Origin of the sequence: Finegoldia dalianensis, from assembly GCF_046255015.1 — a bacterium.
Lineage (GTDB): Bacteria > Bacillota > Clostridia > Tissierellales > Peptoniphilaceae > Finegoldia > Finegoldia magna.
This window is the reverse complement of record NZ_JBDLBQ010000005.1, coordinates 148,949-167,066: the sequence shown is the minus strand read 5'-3', so window position 1 is coordinate 167,066 and position 18,118 is coordinate 148,949. Positions and strand designations below refer to the sequence as shown.

Below are 18,118 nucleotides of genomic sequence, written 5' to 3'. Positions count from 1 at the left end.
ATGCAAAACAAATATAGAGTATTGGTTTGTGGTGTAGGATTTGGACAGTTTTATATAAAAGCTATCGAAAATATGAATGAAAAATTTCAGATAGTAGGCATTTTGTCAAAAGGTAGTGAATTGTCTCAAAGTTATGCTAAAAAGTATAAAATACCAATATATACAACCTTAAATGATGTGAATCTTAATGAAATAGATTTGGCTTGTGTTGTTATAGGGTCAACATTGATAGGTGGGGCAGGCAGTGATTTGGTTAAGCAACTGTTAAAGAATGGAGTAAATGTAATTCAGGAACAACCAGTTCATTTAAAAGAATATATAGAGTTTTTGAAATTATCAAGAGAAAATTCTTGTTTTTATAAACTTAACACATTTTATCCAAATTTAAAAAGTGTAGATACATTTTTGAGTTTATCTAAAAAGCTAAATAAGTTGTCGAAAATTAGATTTATTTCTGCACAATGCAGTGTACATGTATTGTTTCCTCTTATAGATATTTTGGGAAGAGCTTTGGGAGGACTAAAACCTTATGAATTTAGAAATATATCTACGCAGAATATAGAATCACCTTTTGAGATTATAGAAGGGTATATAAACGATATTCCTATATGTATAAGTGTGCAAAATCAAATGACTGCGAAAAATCCAGATAATTACATGTTATTAATGCATAAAATAATGTTTATAACGAACTCAGGGAATTTGACATTATCAGGTACAAATGGACCTATAATATGGGAGAGTTGTTTGGATAAGCCACATGATAAAAATGGAAAATTTAATTTAGAAGAAAGCAATGAGTTTTCGAAATTAAAAACATTTGAAATAGCTGAAGATAACGAAGAAACTTATAGTAGTATGATGAAATTAAGTTGGGTTAATTCTATTTCAAAGTCCATTATAGAATTTATAAATTGTATAGATAGTAAAAAGGCTAATATAGTGGAGCAACAATACTTGATTTCAGCGATAGAGACATGGGGTGAATTATCTAGAGAGCTTGGACAAAGTAAAATAATTCAACCGTATAAAAAAAATGCAATTAAAATTAATGATTTAAAAGGAGGAAAAAATGAATAAAAATAATATGAATGGTCTAAAAACAAAGGATTTGATTACTATAGGGGTTTTTACAGCTCTCTATTTTATATTTAATATGATTGGGGGAATGCCTTTTGGAATGAATCCTGTATTAACCTTTTATCAGCCAATGGGTAGTGCTCTTTTATCAGGAATAATATTTATGTTTCTGATCTCGAAAGTGGCTAAAAGAGGAACTATTGCTATTTTGGCAATAATAATTTGTATTTTGAGATTTGCAACTGGCATGCATTGGGCTATGGGTCTTGGAACTTTAGTTATGGGGATAATTGCTGAGTTTATAGCAGGAAGCAAGTCATATAAAAGTAAAAAAACAAACATCCTTTCTTTTGGAGTATTTGCACTTGGAGATATAGGGACTTTTGTCGTATATTTTATGGATCCTAAGTCTTGGTCAAATGCAATGATAGAGAAGGGGACAGATATAACATATATAGAGTCTATGAATGCAGCAGCTGCTGATTGGATGATTTATGTTATTGTGATTGGAACTTTTTTAGTTGCTTTATTTAGTGCTTTTATAGGTTCTAAACTTTTGAAAAAGCAATTTGAAAAGGCGGGTATTATATGATTTCAGGAGAATTGAATACACATATTAATCCATGCACAAAAATAGTTTTACTATTTTTGTGCATAATTATATCTAGTATATTGCCCTCAATAGAATATGAATTAGCTTTTGTAGCATTAATTGCTATTTTTAGTCTTATAAATAGAAAAATCAAAATTGCTTTTACTGGGATATTAATATATCTATTAGTATATTTTCTTAGTATTTTAATTGTAAGATATGGAAGTAATACTTTTAGAAGCATATTTATGCCATTTTTGGGTTTAGTTAATAAAATTTATCCGGTATGTATGCTCTCTATGATAATACTTAGCACAACGAAAGTAGGGGAGTTTTTATCTGCTATGGATTATGTTGGTGTTTCTAAAAAAATTTCTATCCCCCTAGCAGTAATGCTTAGGTATATACCAACTATAAAAGAAGATTGGCTATATATAAAAGATTCAATGAGGTTTAGAGGAATTTCTCCATCTTTTTTGGGGTTTATAAAAAACCCTTCTTTAACCGTAGAATGCATTTATTCTCCTATGATAATTATGGCGTCAAAAGCCGCAGATGAATTAACTATAGCTTCTATCACGAGGGGAATTGAATCACCAAATAAACGAACTTCAATTATAAGGATTAATTTTGGAATTTTAGATTATTTATCTCTAATAATTGGAGTAGTAATTACTGCATTTACAATATATTTGAGGTATTTTTATGATTAAGTTAAATGAAGTTTGTTTCAAATATAGAAACTCTAAGGATATTAGCCTAGATAATATAAATATAGAAATAAAAAAAGGAGAGTTTATTTTAATATGTGGTTCTTCTGGCTCTGGAAAAACCTCTATTACAAGGCTTATAAATAAGTTGATACCATATTATTATGAAGGAGATTTAAATGGTGATGTAAAAATAAATGATAAATCATTATCTGACTATCAAATGTTTGAACTTTCAAAAAATGTCGGCAGTGTTTTTCAAAATCCTAGAACCCAATTCTTTAATGTGGATACAAATAGTGAAATTGTATTCGGACTAGAAAACCAAGGAGTAGAAACAAAAATTTTAGAAGAGAAATTAGATGAAACCTGCAAGAAATTAGAAATAAATAAACTAAAAAATAGAAATATTTTTCATTTATCTGGAGGAGAGAAACAAAAAATTGCTTTTGCATCAGTTTATGCAACAAATCCAGATATTTATTTACTTGATGAGCCTTCTTCTAATTTGGACATACCGACAATAGATATATTAAAAAAACACTTATCCATGTTGAAAGAGAGTGGTAAAACAGTTATTATATCTGAACACAGAATCTATTATATAATGGATTTAGTTGATAGAATTATTTATATGAAGAATGGGAAAATTGATAAAATTTTTTCCAATAAAGATTTTTTAAGTTTATCTGAAGATGAAATTAAGACTATGGGTTTAAGAACAAGAAACAAACCTAGTTTAAATATAAAAGAAAAATCACCAATTATAGGTAAGTCTTATTTACAGGTAAATAATGTTTCAATTTATAGGAAAGATAAATGCCTTACAGATAGATTTAGTTTTTCTGCAAACAAGGGTGATATTATTGCTGTTTTAGGATCTAACGGCATAGGGAAAACTACTTTTTTAAGAACTCTTTGTGGACTTTATACTGATTATAAGGGTGAGTTTATTTTAAAATCTAAAGAAATTGATGAAAAAGCAAGAAAGCAAATATCTTATATGGTTATGCAAGACGTAAATTATCAATTATTTGCCGATAGTGTCTTTGCTGAATGTAAATTAGGAATAAAGAACGTAAAAGATGATTTAATTAATGAACTGCTAAATGATTTTGACTTATATAATTATAAAAATAGCCACCCTAACACTTTGTCTGGGGGACAAAAGCAAAGACTTGCCATAGTTTGTGGACTATTGTGTAACAAAGAAATTTTTATTTTAGACGAGCCTACAAGTGGGCTTGATTATAAAAATATGATTAAAACTGTAGAATTATTAAAGTCACATTCAAAAGATAAAATTATTTTTATAGCTACCCATGATTTTGAATTTGCAAGTTTAATTTGCAATCGTGTATTGGATTTAGAAAAAATAAGATATGTCTAACTTGATATCTTAATGAAATTATAAAAAATATTCACATTAATAAGAAGATAATTTAATTGTTTTATTATAGTTAACTAATAATTGTTCAGTATTACACTTTAAAATTATTAAGGCATAGAGTTTTCAAGGTAGTGTTAAATAAATTGTGTAACCTCTTGTGAAACTAAGTAAATTGTACCTAACTAGATAATGCTACATGCTTTGTACCTTAATCCCATATATTGGATGAAAAATTTTTGCTTTGGCGCTTTCCTTATGTTTTATTTAGCAGTTTACTTAGTTCATATAGTGCCATCCCAAATTCCTTATGGATCATAGAAGAAAACGCCGTGTTGTATTTTGAAACATCGGTATACACATACTTTTCCAGAGATGTTTCATGGGGAAATTGTTCTTTTACTTTAGGATATTTGTCTGCCCATTTATCAAACAAATTTTCTAAGGGAAGTTTAAGTCTTCCAGTAGGGGTGACTTATTATTGACTCTTACTTTATTGGCTATATTTCTTATGATATGTATCCAGTAGGATCGATGTTTTGATAAGGGACATTCATCGTTAAGAGTATGCTTTAGTTTTGTTAATTCATCGCTAACAAAGAGAACGATATCTTCTAGTCCTCTGGATTTAAGATCTTGGAATATTTCTCTGTAGTTAGAAGCAGATTCTATGGGATAAATAGCAAAGCTTAGACCCTCTTTGTGGCCTTCTTTTGTGATTCCTATAATATCATGAACAGCTTCTTTGCTAACCGAATCTCGTCTTATGGAGAGAAAGGTAACATAGCAGTAGACAACGGCCTGTCTGGAGTTCTTTTTAAAAAGCTATAGTTCCTCTAGGGTGGACTTCGAACTATTTGATACGGTTTGCTGACCGTATATTTTCTCAATCATTTCTAATAGGTCTCTGGTTGTTAGACCATTTTGGTGGAACAATTTAATGTTATCTTCAAGAGTAGAATTTGACTCGTTAAAAAAAGATAGGGGTTTTTGAGAAAAGAGCCCCTTCCTATCCATAGGCATCTTAAGATGTAATATACCATATTTGCCTTTAAGGGTTCTAGTGTAGTAGCTATTTCTAGAATTCCCAGAGTTGTATTCACTGGTATCACAGGGCTCAAATCCTAAAAAACGTTTTTTTCTGTTTCTAGAAGAAGATTCATCGCATCTTCCGGTTGACAGCGAAATATTTCTGTAACATCTACTCCTTGGGCTAGCACTTCAATCAATTCTTTGTTAAAATTTGTTATGAGGTTCTCCAATATTCATGTGATTTAGTTGTGTTAACTTAATCTTACAAGATTGGATCCTCTTTTTCTATCCAAGGAACAACTTTACGTTTACACAAGATATTTTACACTATGATTTTCAATGAGATATAAATTTATATTGTTAATTAATAGTATTAAAAATTCTAAAAAGAGGACTAGACATATTGAGGCGTCTTAGTCCTCTTTTTAGGAATATGGTTTAGATTTATTTATTTAAATTAATCATAATTTTAACCTCATTAGGATAAACTCCCTTATATCTTTTGTAAAGTTTGCTAAATCGGCTAGCTGAAGTATACCCAACAGTTTTAGCTATATGTCTTATTTCAAGATCAGTGGTTACTAATAATTGTTCTGCTATATTCATTCTTTTTCTTTGGGTAAATTCTGTAATACTCAAATTGTTTTTTTTCTTAAAACTTTCCTTTAACTTTGTTCCACTCATACAAGCGATTTTTTCTAGAAGTGATTGAGGTATGTTGTTAGAATAATGATCGCTAATATATCTTTCTACATTCTCAATAAGTTTTTCATCTTCGGTTGAAAGAGTCTTAAAATTTTTCGAATCTTCACTAGCCTCAACAGTTATATAAAACCACTCTTTTACCTTTTCCTCAAAGAAAAGTTTAGCTTCAGCATTTTCAAGTTTACAAGTCAAAATATCTTTAGCAATCTTACTTATTGGATTAATAATTGAATTTTTAGATTGAAAAAACATATCTTTTAAATCATCTACATTATTTGAGTAAGAATATGGTGGATAGTATTTTTCTAAAAAACTTTTTTTAAATTTTACACCTACAAGACACAATCTAGAATTTTTATGTATAAGATATCTATTCTTTTTGTCGCTTGGATCCATAACAAACATAGAAAAAGGTTCAATTGACTGATAGGGATTAAACCATTCTCCGTTTCCAGACATTACAAAATTGGAAATTAATGTAACATAATTTTGCATTGATTCAACGCCATCTTCTACAAAATCTTCTTTTATGAAAAGATTATGAATGTCTATTATAAAGTCGCTACTTTCGTAATACCAGTAATAACCATTATATAATTTCGTATTAGCTATATAATACCTCCCTAGAGGATGAAAATAATTCTCGTCTTTTAATTCCGATGAAACATAAGCATTTATTAAACTTTCAAAATTTTCCATACAAACCTCCAATAACACGTTTAGACATATAAACCTATATATATTGTAAAACAAACGAAAATATTTTACAATATACTTATGATAAAAGTTATCAAGTAAGTCGTACTTTTTATTTGAAATTTATCAAAATATTATTAAGGGGGTAAATATGAAAATTTACAAAAGGCTTTTTTCCTATGTGCCTGAGGGAAAACATAATGGATATATAGCAGTTTTCTTATCAGCACTATCTGCGTTTCTGATGGTGTACGGATATTCATTGTTGTATAAATTTTTAAGAAGTTCAATTGTTGAGGAGGATTTATTAGTTGCTAGAGCAATGTCTATTCAAACTGTTTTGAGTTTGACGTTGGGAGCTTTGGTATATTTACTATCAGGTTTATTTTCCCATAAGCTCGGATTTCGTTTAGAAACTAATTTGAGAAAGAAAGGGATAGATGGACTTACAGGAGCAAGTTTTCGTTTTTATGACTTAAATTCATCTGGAATTATAAGAAAAACTATTGATGATAATGCAGCTAAAACTCATACGGCAGTAGCACATATGATACCAGATAATTCACAAGCTTTTTTAATTCCAGTATTATCTTTAATACTTGCCTTTTCTATTAGTAGTAGAGTGGGATTAGTTATTCTTATACTAACAATAGTAGGGGCTCTTATTTTAAAGAACATGATGGGTGGAGGAGAGTTCATGGAATACTACCAAAAATCCTTAGAAATTTTAAGTGGTGAAACAGTTGAATATGTCAGAGGCATGCAAGTTGTTAAAATATTCGGAGCTACTGTAGAGTCTTTTAAAACTCTTTATAAGGCGATTAAGGATTATTCTAAGTATGCTCTTGATTACTCAATTAGTTCTAAAAAACCTTATGTACTATATCAATGGATATTTTTTGGGATTATTGCAATTTTGTCTATCCCTTTAGTTTTTACCATAAATAAAGTTAATAATGCTAATTTGCTTATTGTTGAACTATTCATGATTTTGTTTTTAAGTGGAGTAATGATGGTTTCATTTATGAAAATTATGTGGGCTAGTATGAACATCTTTAACGCTAGGTATGCGGTAGATACTTTGGAAGATTTATATAAAAAGATGAATGAAGATAAATTGTCTTATGGAGAGAATATTAATTTCAAAAACTATAATATAGAGTTTGATAATGTAACATTTGGTTACAATGGAAATAAAGTATTAGAAAATTTATCTTTTAAATTAGAAGAAGGAAAAAAATATGCTTTGGTGGGTCATTCAGGATCAGGTAAATCGACTATTGTAAAGCTATTATCTGGTTTTTACAAAGTAGATAGTGGCAGTATAAAGATTGGAGAGAGACCCTTAGAATCTTATAGTAAGGATACTCTAATAAACACAATTTCTTTTGTTTTTCAGGATAGCAAACTTTTTAAGACATCTATTTACGAAAATGTTGCTCTTGCTAATAGAAAGGCAAGTAGAGAAGAAGTTATGAAGGCTATGGAACTTGCAGGTTGTAATGTTATTTTAAATAAGTTTCCTGAAAGGGAGAATACCATGATCGGCTCAAAAGGAGTCTATTTATCAGGAGGAGAAAAACAGAGAATTGCTATTGCGAGAGCCATGCTCAAGAAATCTAAAATTGTAATTATGGATGAAGCTAGTGCTTCTATTGATCCAGACAATGAGTATGAGCTTCAAAAGGCCTTTAAAAACCTTATGAAAGATAAAACAGTTATTATGATTGCCCATAGGATGAGTAGTATTCGTTCTGTTGATGAAATTTTAGTTTTAGAGAATGGAGAAATAATTGAAAGAGGCAGTGATCAAGAACTTATTTCAAAAGGTGGAAAATATAAGGAATTATTAGAGCTTTATGACAGTGCAAATCAATGGAGGGTTAAAGATGAGGAAATTTTATAAAAAACGATTTTGTCTGACTGATAAAGGGGCTAAAGATCTCACTAAATCTACTATATCGAGTTTCTTGGTTTACTGTATTAATATGGTTCCTGCCTTTATTTTAATGATGTTAACAGATGAGCTTCTTTTGAAAAATGTTAAAAGCCCTTATTTATATTTTGGAGTTTCTGTTGTTACATTAGTAATAATGTATGTTTTGTTATCCAAAGAATATGATGATCTTTATACTACAACTTATGAAGAGAGTGCTAATTTAAGAATAGATATTGCTGAAACTCTATCAAAACTTCCCCTATCCTACTTTTCAAAACATAATTTATCAGATATATCTCAAACGATTATGGCAGATGTGGAAAAAGTAGAACACGCTATGAGTCATTCAATTCCTAAAGTAGGAGGAATGGTTTTATTTTTCCCACTAATTGGAATTATGTTAATGATAGGCAATTTTAAGATGGGGCTAGCAGTAATGATCCCAACTATTTTAAGTTTTATACTAATACCTATTGCTAAAAAGTCGCAGGTAAAAGGAAACAAGAAATATCACAAGGTACTTAGAGAAAACTCAGAAAAATTCCAAGAAACTATTGAACTTCAACAAGAAATAAATAGTTTCAACTTATCTGATGAAGTGAAGACATCACTTTATAAACAGATGGATGAAAGTGAAAAAATACATTTAAAAGTGGAAGAGAGTTCTATTATAACATTAGGTTTATCTACTATGTTTTCTTTCGTAAGTATAGCAGTAGTTAGTTATGTTGGTATTAGCCTTATTCTATCTGGGGAGATTGACATTTTATATCTCTTAGGGTATTTAATGTCTGCCATAAAGATAAAAGATATTTTCGATTTATCAAAAGAAGGATTATTAGAAGTGTTCTCTATAGATCCAAGTGTTGAAAGGATTAGGGAGATTAAGGAAACAAAAATTCAAGAGGGTAAAGATGTAGAACTGAATATGTTTGATATAGTCTTTAAAAATGTAGCTTTTTCTTATGATGATAATCAGGTTTTAAAGGACATTAGCTTTACTGCGAAACAGGGAGAGGTAACGGCTCTAGTTGGAGCTTCTGGCTCTGGAAAGACAAGTATATTAAGATTAATATCAAGATTATATGATTATGATAAAGGTCAAATTTTAATAGATGGAAAGGATATAAAAAACATTTCCACAGATTCTTTATTTAAGAAAATATCTATTGTTTTTCAAGATGTTACTTTATTTAACTCATCTATATTAGAAAATATTCGTATAGGTAAAAAAGATGCCAGCGATGAAGAAGTTATCAAGGCAGCTACCCTTGCAAATTGTATGGATTTTATTAATAAACTTCCTAATGGATTAGATACAGTTATAGGGGAAAATGGGTCAGAGCTTTCTGGTGGTGAAAGACAAAGGCTTTCTATTGCAAGAGCTTTTTTAAAGGATGCACCAATTCTTATATTAGATGAAATATCAGCAAGCCTTGATGTGGACAATGAAAAGAAAATTCAAGAAAGTTTGAATAAATTAATAAAGGATAAAACAGTTATTATTATTTCCCATAGATTAAAATCTATTGAAAATGTAGATAAAATCATAGTCATAGAAAATGGACATGTGGAAAGCCAAGGCAATCACAAAGAACTGATAGAAGAATCAAAATTGTATAACAATTTATTAGAAAAAACGAAATTAGCAGAAGAATTTATATATTGAGGGGATTAAAAATGAAACAAAACATGAAAGAACAGTTGTTGACCAAGAAGCCATTGTCTTTAATGTTTCAATTATCTATACCAGCAGTAATTGGGATGGTAGTTATAGGCCTATATCCACTTATGGATGGAATATTTGCAGGACAGATAATAGGGGAAAATGCCATGGCAGCTTGTTCAATAGCCATGCCACTTACATTTTTTAATAATGGGATTGCAACGCTTATAGGGATAGGTTCGGCATCGATTTTATCAAGAGCCATGGGAAAGAGTGATAAAGATACTATAGACAAGCTTATGGGAAATCTTATCTATTGGATTATATTTTTTTCAACGATCATAACAATAGGAGGAATACTTCTAGGACCATATTTTTTAGATTTAATTGGAGCAACAGGAGAAATAAAGGCATTAGGCATAAGGTATTTAAGAATAATATTTCTAGGCTCAATTTTTGTAAACTTTACCCAGTCAGCCAATATGGTTATGCGTGGTGAAGGACTTATGAAAAGAGCAATGAGTATCATGGGACTTGGTGCCTTTATCAATATAGCTCTTGATCCAATACTAATGAAATTAATGGGTGATTATGCCATTGAGGGAGCAGCTATAGCAACTGTAACAGCACAAGTAATTCAAGCGGTTATTACTCTTTATTATTTTAAAAGTAAAAGTGAAAATGTAAAAATAAAGAAAATAAAAAAAGAAAAAGATATATCAAAGGAAATGTTTGGAGTAGGAGTATCAGCTATGATCATGCAAGTATTTTTCATGGTTCAACAAACATTGCTTTATAGACAAGCTTTTAGATATGGAGGAGATCCAAATGCAATATTAATGTCGGCAACTTTGAGATTTTATGGATTTTCATTTATACCAATTTGGGGAATGAGTCAGGCGTTACAGCCGATTATTGGTACAAACTTTGGAGCAAAACAATACGATAGAGTAAAGGAAACTATGAAGATATTTTCTATAGGAGGAACAGTACTTGCAGCAATTTTTTGGTTACCAGCACAAGTATTTTCAAAACAGTTACTTGGTTTATTTAAAGTAAGTCAGGATATAATTTCAAGTGGAGTTAATAATTTCAGAATATTCTATTCAGTATTTATTCTTTATGGAATTATGATTATGACAATAACTTTTTTTCAAGCGATAGGGGATGGAAAAAAAGCTGGAATGATTGTAATGCTAAGACAGTTAATACTACTTGTTCCAGCCTTACTTATATTTCCAAGAGTATTTGGAGCAGGGGCTGTTTGGTGGGCAGAACCAGTTGTAGATTTTACTATGATAATGGTAGGTTTAGCAATGCAAGCCAAGGCTATTTCAACTATGAATTTAAATAATTAAAGATTTGATTTTTATAATATTTTTATGGGAAAAATAATATATCAGTAAAGAAAATTCGATAATTGAAAGATTACCTGCTAATAAAAGAAAATTACAAATACAAGATACTAGTGTAGAAGTATTTATTTCTAAAGGTTTTGCATAGATAACAAAGAAAGACATATAAACCAGCAGGAATAAGCACAGGATGCTTGTATAACTATAAAAAAATAAGAATGATATTTTATCTGAATTGATTTTTGAAAGATTTAGTCTTATTTTTAGTTGAATCCAAAGCCAATCAAAATTGAAAAAACAAATAAAACTAAAATTTATAGATTATTTTAACAAGAAAAACTTGGATAAGTTCATATGCTTGGAAGGAAATAAATTTTATGAGAATCTAGAGATATTAACACTTTCTATAGAATTTTTAGATATGAAGCAGAATTAATGCAAATATATCTACTTTTAGTGATATATATAAATGTGATGGAGGTAGATATATCAATGAAGAAAACTATAAATAAAACCACGATAAGAATACCTATCTATTTTAATAGCATGTTTATGTTAACTTTTTAGGTTTAACAGAAAACAGTTTTTAGTTTTAAAACTTCTATTTTTCAGAGGACTCGACATGCCTAAATGCCGTAGTCCTCCTTTTTTATGCTCAAAAATCGAAAAACGAGTAAAAAAAGGAGGACCAAAGGATGTCAGATAATGATAAAGAAAAATACATTTATGTTAAGGGTAAAAAAATATATGTACCTGATGAAGTGTATAGAGCATATAAAAAAGAGATTAATCATGAAGCTCATTTGAAGCGCCTGGATATAAAGCACGGTGTATTTCATTTTGGAGATTTTAATACAAGTGTTGTAGATATTGCGGATAAGAGTATTGATGTTGAAAAGATTATTGAAACTAAAATGCTAATAGAAGATCTGCATTGTGCATTAAACAATTTAAATGAGGAAGAAAGAAACCTAATCAAATTACTATATTTTGATGATAAAACTCTCATAGAAGTTGCAAAACAAAGAAACACAAATCCAATGAAAATTAGTAGATTAAGAAATAAGATTTTAGAGAAACTGAGAAAACTTTTGGATAGGTAAATCAAGTAGGGGACAGAGATATTTTTCTCTGTCCTCTATTTTTTTAAAATTTTTCAAAAAAATATTCAAAAAAGTGTTAAAAGTTGTCCTGAAAGTAAGGCTTATATATAGAGGGACTTTTATACCTCGTTATATATAGATTTTGAACCTTGACAACTGAATAGACCAAGACAAGACGTTAACTGTTAATTGAGCAATTTACAACTTACGCCAAGATAAACCTGCTAAGATAATTGGTTTAAATGAATACCTACATTTGTAGAGGATATAAGGTTTGGAGCGGTAAATAAGTTTGTATAAAAAGAGGGTGGCAACTCTTGTGCGATGATATTAACAGGGATAATGATACTTCTACAGTTGAAGCCGGCTCATCTTGAAAAGGGGCGGAGGTGAAATTCCTATGTTGCAGCCAATGCACTTGTCAATGTCAAAAAACTTAAAAATATTGAAGATAAGGAGAAGGTATTATGTGTGATGAACATAATATAAATACAGAAATGAAAACAGATAAAAAAGATAAACAGATGATAAATCAAATTGATGGTTGGAATATAGAAGTTAAATTTAATGAAAATGGATTTAGCTTAGAAAATTTAGTAGAGGAATACATCAAAGAAAAATTTTCTGTCTATTAGGGGCTGACAAAAAATATAAGGAGCGTTATAATATTTTTGTGGAAGCCTAACCTTGGTTTGATTTATTGTATGTAAATTGAACTAAAGGAGGCTTTTTTATGTTTAAAAACAATTTAGCAAAAGAAAATTTGGCAGTTATGTATTTAAGATTATCAAAAGAAGATGGCGAAAAAACAGAAAGTAACTCGATATCCAATCAAAGAGAAATTATAAACTCTTATGCAAGAAGAAATCAAATTCCAATAGTCAAAGAGTATGTAGATGATGGATATTCAGGTGCAAATTTTGATCGTCCCAATTTTAAAGAAATGATAAAGGCTGCCTATGATAGAAAGTTCAATACAATTATTGTAAAGGACTTATCGAGATTCGGAAGAGATTATATAGAAGCAGGAAAATATATTCAAAGAATATTTCCAGAAAACGGGATAAGATTTATATCTATAAACGACAATTACGATAGTCAAAGTGCAGATATAAACGATACACACCTTATACTTCCTATAAAAAATTTCATTAATGACAGTTATTGCCGAGATATTTCCAATAAGGTAAAAAGCTCTCAGAAGATAAAAAGAGAAAAAGGTGATTTCATCAGTGCCTTTGCACCTTATGGATATAAAAAATCAGAAAAGAACAAAAATAAGTTAGTGGTTGATGAACAGATTGCTAACAACATTAAAAATATATTTGATATGAAGCTCTTGGGATATTCCTCAAAGGCAATTGCAGATGAACTAAATCATTTAGGAGTTTTAACTCCAAGAAAATATAAAGAAAGTCAAGGATTTAAGTGTAATGGATTTCAAAATATAAAAGGCGGTAATTGGTCTGCAAAGGCAATAAACAGAATTATAGAAAATGAAGTATATATTGGAAATACCTTACAAGGAAAGAGTGTTACTTTAAGTTATAAAAATAAAAAGCAGATAGAAAAAGAGAAAGAAGAATGGATAAGAGTAGAAAATACCCATGAAGCAATTATAAGTAAAGAAGTTTTTACTATTGCAAATACTATGTTAAAAAGAGATTTGAATAATTCTCGTGGAAAGGACAAAATTGATATTTTTACAGGAATGCTTTTTTGTAAAGAATGTGGAAGTTCTTTGATTAGAAGGACTGTAAAGTATAAAAAAAGAGAAGAGATATTCTATATCTGTTCAAAGTACAACAAGGGAAAATCTTGCACAAGACACAGCATAAAAGAAGAAACTTTGATAAAAGCAGTATCTAAAATAATGAAGTCCTACATTGAATTTAATGAAAATCTATATTCTAAAGTTCAGCGTATAGATATAAATAAAAATTTGAAAGACAATCAAATTCCTATACTAAGACGAGAAAAAGCAATGACAGAAGAACTCTTATCTTCCCTTTACCTTGACCTAAAAGAAGATGTTATTAGTAAAGAAGAATATCAACTTTTTAGAAAAAACTATACAGAGAAATTGACTAAATTAGATGAAAGTATCGAGTATAGATTGAAAAAACAGGAATATACTAAGGAGAAGATTGACAAAAATAAGAGTTGGATCATCGACATTAACAAGTATAAAAATTTATCTGAAATAGATAGATTGTCTGTTGTGATGCTTATTGACAAAATTTTTATTTCTGAAGATAAGACGATAGATGTTAGGTTTAATCATACCGAAGAATTGTCTTTACTTGAAGAAATGACAAAAACGGATAAGCCTGATATTAAATCTAACACCATAAAAAAGAAAAGTGTCTATATAAGTAGGAAGTCAAAAACTATTCCCACTGTTATGAATAAAAGTCTTGTAAGTGCTGAAAGTGAGGTATGCTGTGGCTAGAACAAAAAACAGGCATATATCACAATCAGAAACAGAAGTTGGAAAAGTGATTGAAAAAATATACATTGCCGGTATTTATGCTAGATTATCACAGGAAAGAAAGGAAGCTTACAGGGATAAAAGTAATTCACTTGAAATGCAGGAAGAACTTTGTATAAATGCTGCAAAAGAAAAAGATATAAAGATTTTAAGAGTATACAAGGACTATGAGTATTCTGGAACAAATTTTAAAAGACCTGCATTTATTGAAATGATGGAAGATATCCGAACAGGTAGGATAAATTGTATCATAGTAAAAGATATGTCAAGGTTTGGTAGAGAGTATTTAGAAATCGCAAACTATATCGAAAAAGTATTTCCATTTTTGGGAGTTCGATTTATTTCCGTAAATGATAATTTGGATACTAAAGACGGTATAAAATCAGAACAGAGTTATGAAATAGCAATAAAAAATATCTTTAATGATTTATACGCAAAAGATATTTCAAAGAAAATAAAAGCCTCTAAAGAAATAAAAATGAAACAAGGGTCTTTTATAGGAGGATGGCTCCGTATGGCTATAAGGTTGATAAAATTGATGGAAAAAGAGTTCTGGTGATGGACGAAAAGGCATCAGATGTAGTAAGACTTATCTTTTATATGGCAGGTCAAGGTAAATCCAATATGCAAATAGCAAGAGAATTGACTAAAACATATACGACACCTGATGAATATAAAAGAACAGGTAAAATTTTTAAGGATAAAGAAGATACAAAACAATGGGATATTTCTTATATATCAAAAATGCTTTCTGATGAAGTATATATTGGGAATTTGATTCAAAGAGTATACTCAAATAGACATGATCCAAGTAGGAAAAGTAAGTTTCGTGATAAAGAAGAGTGGATTATAACAGAGAACACCCACAAAGGGTTAATAGACAAAACTACATTTGAAAATATCAGAGAGATAAAGGAGAAAAAACAAAACTATCTACCTTACCATTCACTGAAAAACATAATAAAAGACGGAAAAGAAAATGTTGGAGTAAAAATTCAAAGAGATCATAAAAAAGAAGGAAAGTATGACGACCTCATACAGTGCAGTGTTTGTGGCAGATATTTGAAAAAACAATATGGACCAAGAGGACTGAAATATCATGATGAGATTTGCTATTGTTATTATTGTAAAGGTGGAGACAGATTAAAATTAGAAAAATCTCATGTCAGAATATATGAGACAGACCTCGACAAAATTTTAGTAGATACCTTAAAAAGACTGGTTTCAAGCTTTTATAAAAAGGATAAAAGATTACAACTAAAAATATATTTAGAAAATATAAGTGCTGAAAAGATAAATCAAGTTTCTCTAAAAACAGATGTAAATAATAAAAAGATTGCTTCTCTTAGGATCAATCTACAAGAACAATATGAAAACTATGTTAAAGGAGAGGTTCTTTTAAGTGATTTTAAAATAGAAAGTAAAAAAATAAATAATCAAATAAAAACCTTAAAAAATGAATTAAAAGTTTTTGATGAAAGAATAAGAAATATAAGAAAGAAAAAAAGAGAAATTATGGAATTTATAGATGTACTATTTTGCTGCTTGGATGCTAAAAGCATAGAAGTTGATAAAGAATTGGTCGATACATTAATTAGCCATATAGAAATATCAGAGTATAAGCAGGTTACCATATATTTTAAGTTTAATCTTGATAAAGATATGGGAAAGCAGTTGGAGGTAGAGCATGAATAAGATAGCTATATATTTAAGACTTTCTGAAGAAGATTATCACAAAGTAGATGAAAGTGTAAGTATAGTAAATCAAAGAGATTATATAAAAAGCTACATTGAAAATGAAACATCTTTAAAAAGTTGTGAAATAGAAGAATATGTAGATGATGGATATTCTGCTACTAATACAAATAGACCTTCATTTTTAAGGCTTATTGAGGATATAAAGAGTGGTAAAGTAGGAACTATAATTGTAAAAGATATGTCTAGGTTTTCAAGAGATTATATCCTACTTGGGGATTATTTGAGCAATATATTTCCATTTCTAAAAATACGATTTATAGCTATTAATGACAACTATGATTCTTTAAAAGAACAAGGTAATGGCTTAGATACAGATACACAGTTTAAGACATTGTATTATGATTTATTCAGTAAGGAATTATCTGAAAAGGTAAGAAGTTCTATTAGGCAAATTAAATCGCAGGGGAAAAATATAAATTGGGCAGCACCTTTTGGATATATTAAAGATCCTAAAGATAAACATAGTATCATCATTGATGAAAAAACAGCTTTTATAGTTAAAGAAGCTTTTGATTTATTGCTAAAAGGATATTCGTGTATTCAAGTGGCTAATATATTTAATGAAAAAGGTTATATTACACGCTCTGAACGAAAAGAAGAACTGAAACTTTCTGATTATACTGGAAATTTAATTACTGGAAGTGAAGTAAAGAAAAGAGTTTGGACAAACGCAGCTATCTCACAGATTACAAGGAACGAACTATATACAGGAGATTATGTATATAATAAATTCAAAGAAACAAAAATAGGTGGAAGAAAAAGAATTTTACTTCCTGAAGAGGAGTGGAAAATACTTCCAAATACCCATGAAGCGATTATTTCCAGAGAAGTGTTTGATAAGGTTAAGAAAATAAAAGAAAAACGAAGTTTTGGGGGATATATAGGAAACAAAAATCGTTCTATTTTTTCTGATAAGATTTTTTGTAAAGAATGTGGTAGACATATGAGTTTACGATGTGACAGTAGACAAAAGAAGAATTCTGATAAAATATACAAGTATAAGATTTATTATTGTAATTTATGTAAAGCTGAGAAAAAACCAAACAATATCAAAGAGAAAGATATTATTGAACTTATAAAACCCAAATTAAAAGATTTTATGATTCAAAATACATTAAATGAAGAGAAAGTTATAGAACACAAGAATGTAAAAGAAGAGATTCTAAAGGAAATATCCATATTAAACAGAAATTTACAAATTATCTATGAAAACTATAAAAAGAAAAATATTTCAAAAGAGGACTATTTAAAGGAAAAAACTTTTATCCAAGATAAAAAGATATTATTGGAGAGTAAATTGGAAGAATTGAAGTCAGAGAAGATTGATTCAAGGAAAGAAACGGATATTACAGTCTTAGACGAAGATAGTTTATTGAAGGCTTATGTAGACAATAAAATTGATAAAATAATTGTATCAAGAAGTGGAGAAATAGAAATTGTAGAAATATAGATGGATGGTATTAAAAGTAACTCATAATCTCGCCAACTTTAATTTTAATACGCCAAAATGAAAATAATAGCAAGAAAATTTGCAGAAATAAATAGTGCTGTTTACTATGAGTTGATAGGGTAAATATTTAGGAACAAACAAAAAAATGATATAA

At 29.2% G+C, this 18,118-nt stretch carries 14 protein-coding genes and 1 pseudogene; 13 read left to right on the top strand and 2 right to left on the bottom strand.

Going from position 1 to position 18,118, the window contains the following annotated elements; all coding sequences use genetic code 11:
- From ABDJ34_RS06780 to ABDJ34_RS06765, 4 genes are read left to right on the top strand one after another with little or no spacing between them, the layout of a single operon-like run.
- Positions 1-1,080 (top strand): Gfo/Idh/MocA family oxidoreductase, encoded by a 1,080-nt coding sequence (locus ABDJ34_RS06780; RefSeq protein WP_002842344.1) that lies wholly within the window; start codon positions 1-3, stop codon positions 1,078-1,080.
- The gene (locus ABDJ34_RS06775; RefSeq protein ID WP_002842343.1) at positions 1,073-1,672 is read left to right on the top strand and encodes an MptD family putative ECF transporter S component; all 600 of its coding nucleotides are present in this window, start codon (positions 1,073-1,075) and stop codon (positions 1,670-1,672) included. Before ABDJ34_RS06780 ends, ABDJ34_RS06775 begins: the two co-directional genes overlap by 8 nt.
- The gene (locus ABDJ34_RS06770; RefSeq protein ID WP_004837820.1) at positions 1,669-2,385 is read left to right on the top strand and encodes an energy-coupling factor transporter transmembrane component T; all 717 of its coding nucleotides are present in this window, start codon (positions 1,669-1,671) and stop codon (positions 2,383-2,385) included. Before ABDJ34_RS06775 ends, ABDJ34_RS06770 begins: the two co-directional genes overlap by 4 nt.
- The gene (locus ABDJ34_RS06765) at positions 2,378-3,772 is read left to right on the top strand and encodes an ABC transporter ATP-binding protein (RefSeq protein WP_004837819.1); all 1,395 of its coding nucleotides are present in this window, start codon (positions 2,378-2,380) and stop codon (positions 3,770-3,772) included. Before ABDJ34_RS06770 ends, ABDJ34_RS06765 begins: the two co-directional genes overlap by 8 nt.
- Before the next feature lie 438 nt (positions 3,773-4,210).
- Here ABDJ34_RS06765 and ABDJ34_RS06760 read toward each other — a convergent pair.
- A pseudogene (locus tag ABDJ34_RS06760) lies at positions 4,211-4,951 on the bottom strand (transposase).
- Positions 4,952-5,245: 294 nt separating this feature from the next.
- On the bottom strand, positions 5,246-6,205 hold the full coding sequence (locus tag ABDJ34_RS06755) for a helix-turn-helix domain-containing protein (protein WP_106460513.1): 960 nt from the start codon (positions 6,203-6,205) through the stop codon (positions 5,246-5,248).
- Positions 6,206-6,353: 148 nt separating this feature from the next.
- Here ABDJ34_RS06755 and ABDJ34_RS06750 point away from each other — a divergent pair, with 148 nt between their 5' ends.
- The 9 genes from ABDJ34_RS06750 (at position 6,354) to ABDJ34_RS06710 (ending at position 17,964) form a co-directional block, all read left to right on the top strand.
- A complete protein-coding gene (locus ABDJ34_RS06750) occupies positions 6,354-8,108 on the top strand; it encodes an ABC transporter ATP-binding protein (RefSeq protein WP_412701823.1) in 1,755 nt (584 codons plus the stop codon).
- Positions 8,092-9,810, top strand: a complete 1,719-nt coding sequence (locus tag ABDJ34_RS06745) for an ABC transporter ATP-binding protein (RefSeq protein WP_247907316.1) — start codon at positions 8,092-8,094, stop codon at positions 9,808-9,810. The genes ABDJ34_RS06750 and ABDJ34_RS06745 overlap by 17 nt, the downstream gene beginning before the upstream one ends.
- An 11-nt stretch (positions 9,811-9,821) precedes the next feature.
- Positions 9,822-11,165, top strand: a complete 1,344-nt coding sequence (locus tag ABDJ34_RS06740; protein ID WP_412701822.1) for an MATE family efflux transporter — start codon at positions 9,822-9,824, stop codon at positions 11,163-11,165.
- Between the two features lie 692 nt (positions 11,166-11,857).
- On the top strand, positions 11,858-12,265 hold the full coding sequence (locus tag ABDJ34_RS06735; RefSeq protein WP_002841660.1) for a sigma-70 family RNA polymerase sigma factor: 408 nt from the start codon (positions 11,858-11,860) through the stop codon (positions 12,263-12,265).
- Positions 12,266-12,732: 467 nt separating this feature from the next.
- Positions 12,733-12,900, top strand: a complete 168-nt coding sequence (locus ABDJ34_RS06730) for a hypothetical protein (RefSeq protein WP_000332792.1) — start codon at positions 12,733-12,735, stop codon at positions 12,898-12,900.
- Positions 12,901-12,998: 98 nt separating this feature from the next.
- Entirely contained in the window at positions 12,999-14,717 is a 1,719-nt protein-coding gene (locus ABDJ34_RS06725; protein ID WP_412701821.1) for a recombinase family protein, read from the top strand.
- On the top strand, positions 14,710-15,315 hold the full coding sequence (locus ABDJ34_RS06720) for a recombinase family protein (RefSeq protein ID WP_412701820.1): 606 nt from the start codon (positions 14,710-14,712) through the stop codon (positions 15,313-15,315). The genes ABDJ34_RS06725 and ABDJ34_RS06720 overlap by 8 nt, the downstream gene beginning before the upstream one ends.
- Positions 15,261-16,451 carry a recombinase family protein gene (locus ABDJ34_RS06715; RefSeq protein WP_412701819.1) on the top strand — a complete coding sequence of 397 codons (1,191 nt, stop codon included), beginning with the start codon at positions 15,261-15,263 and terminating at the stop codon, positions 16,449-16,451. Before ABDJ34_RS06720 ends, ABDJ34_RS06715 begins: the two co-directional genes overlap by 55 nt.
- A complete protein-coding gene (locus ABDJ34_RS06710; protein ID WP_412701818.1) occupies positions 16,444-17,964 on the top strand; it encodes a recombinase family protein in 1,521 nt (506 codons plus the stop codon). The genes ABDJ34_RS06715 and ABDJ34_RS06710 overlap by 8 nt, the downstream gene beginning before the upstream one ends.
- The last annotated feature ends 154 nt before the right edge of the window (positions 17,965-18,118 follow it).

Bases quoted from the DNA above. Each gene is read 5' to 3' on its own strand.
- ABDJ34_RS06750 (WP_412701823.1), top strand. From the start codon at position 6,354: ATGAAAATTTACAAAAGGCTTTTTTCCTATGTGCCTGAGGGAAAACAT.
- ABDJ34_RS06735 (WP_002841660.1), top strand. From the start codon at position 11,858: ATGTCAGATAATGATAAAGAAAAATACATTTATGTTAAGGGTAAAAAA.
- ABDJ34_RS06765 (WP_004837819.1), top strand. From the start codon at position 2,378: ATGATTAAGTTAAATGAAGTTTGTTTCAAATATAGAAACTCTAAGGAT.
- ABDJ34_RS06715 (WP_412701819.1), top strand. From the start codon at position 15,261: ATGGCTCCGTATGGCTATAAGGTTGATAAAATTGATGGAAAAAGAGTT.
- ABDJ34_RS06770 (WP_004837820.1), top strand. From the start codon at position 1,669: ATGATTTCAGGAGAATTGAATACACATATTAATCCATGCACAAAAATA.
- ABDJ34_RS06710 (WP_412701818.1), top strand. From the start codon at position 16,444: ATGAATAAGATAGCTATATATTTAAGACTTTCTGAAGAAGATTATCAC.
- ABDJ34_RS06730 (WP_000332792.1), top strand. From the start codon at position 12,733: ATGTGTGATGAACATAATATAAATACAGAAATGAAAACAGATAAAAAA.
- ABDJ34_RS06775 (WP_002842343.1), top strand. From the start codon at position 1,073: ATGAATAAAAATAATATGAATGGTCTAAAAACAAAGGATTTGATTACT.
- ABDJ34_RS06755 (WP_106460513.1), bottom strand. From the start codon at position 6,205: ATGGAAAATTTTGAAAGTTTAATAAATGCTTATGTTTCATCGGAATTA.
- ABDJ34_RS06745 (WP_247907316.1), top strand. From the start codon at position 8,092: ATGAGGAAATTTTATAAAAAACGATTTTGTCTGACTGATAAAGGGGCT.
- ABDJ34_RS06725 (WP_412701821.1), top strand. From the start codon at position 12,999: ATGTTTAAAAACAATTTAGCAAAAGAAAATTTGGCAGTTATGTATTTA.
- ABDJ34_RS06780 (WP_002842344.1), top strand. From the start codon at position 1: ATGCAAAACAAATATAGAGTATTGGTTTGTGGTGTAGGATTTGGACAG.
- ABDJ34_RS06740 (WP_412701822.1), top strand. From the start codon at position 9,822: ATGAAACAAAACATGAAAGAACAGTTGTTGACCAAGAAGCCATTGTCT.